At 38.9% G+C, this 1,102-nt stretch carries 1 protein-coding gene; it reads left to right on the top strand.

The genetic code is table 11. The features are described from left to right. The first annotated feature begins 228 nt into the window (after nt 1–228). On the top strand, nt 229–642 hold the full coding sequence (locus ACJJVX_RS00005) for a helix-turn-helix domain-containing protein (RefSeq protein WP_405629421.1): 414 nt from the start codon (nt 229–231) through the stop codon (nt 640–642). The last annotated feature ends 460 nt before the right edge of the window (nt 643–1,102 follow it).

Below are 1,102 nucleotides of genomic sequence, written 5' to 3'. Positions count from 1 at the left end.
ATGTGGACGGGTACTAAGTACGTGGTGATTTACACGCGTGAATATATAACTGAAGAGCCGGATGCGGTAGTTCCGCACGTCCGGATCTGTGTGGGGTCGGCCCAGTAATGGGTCGCTCTACCACGATTGTAGCTAAATTATAACTGTCGTGCCGCTGTCGGGTGTATTTCGTAGCCGCCAACAGTGTTTGTAAGTTAAGTTTTCCTCACAGATGGACGAGGGTATTTTATGATAGTTAAAAAATTACGAGAGAAACGGAACTGGTCTCAAGAGCAACTTGCAATAATGTCTGGTTTGAGTACCAGAACAATTCAACGAATTGAAAGTGGCAATAAAGCCAGTCTTGAATCTCTTAAATCACTCGCCTCTGTTTTTGAAATTGATATTTCTAAACTAAAAGAGGAAATTATAGTGATAGACAAAAATTCAGAATCATGGAAATCAGAGTCACCCTTTATAAGGTGGTTTTTCTGGGGAGTTAAAGCAAGAAAACAGGTATTAAGCATGGAGTTCCTTTGCTTAACTCTTGGAGTCTTATCATGGGTTATTAAACCTGATATTTTTGCTACTCCCGCATTCTTTTTAATGGCTTATATTTTTGCAACAATGAAATATTATATTGATCGCAAAAAGCATTGGTAAATTAGCTACATAACAAGCAATTAAAGCGGGACTTTTTACAGTTTGCTCGGTTCCGCTTCGCTTCACAATATTAGCAAACTATTAAAAAGCCCCTTAATGTGGGCGTTGAGGTTGTAGAATTACTCTTTTTAGGAACTGGTTCTGCACATTTGACTTGATTGCTTTTTAACCTTGAATCCACTGGGTTACTGTGATCTAATAGATATTATTCACCCACGGTAAACTGTTATGGCCAACTACAAGCCTGACTTATCCTGCCAAAATAAATTCATTCCTATCAATTTTTCTGAGCAAATCCTGCCAGGCACATTTGAGTATGCGCTTTGTTATATTCCCTCTCTGTCAGACTAGTTGTCGCGCTTAATATTTAACCATTAAATAGAGGGTGTGGAGTAACAATGAAACATTATTCAGCGCAAAGCAAAGAGTCGGCTCTTCAGAAGATGATGCCTCCAAATAA

Source organism: Pseudoalteromonas sp. Ld20 (assembly GCF_045064175.1).
Classification (GTDB): domain Bacteria; phylum Pseudomonadota; class Gammaproteobacteria; order Enterobacterales; family Alteromonadaceae; genus Pseudoalteromonas; species Pseudoalteromonas neustonica.
This window is presented reverse-complemented; position numbering and strand designations above follow the sequence as displayed.

Bases quoted from the DNA above. Each gene is read 5' to 3' on its own strand.
- ACJJVX_RS00005 (WP_405629421.1), top strand. From the start codon at position 229: ATGATAGTTAAAAAATTACGAGAGAAACGGAACTGGTCTCAAGAGCAA.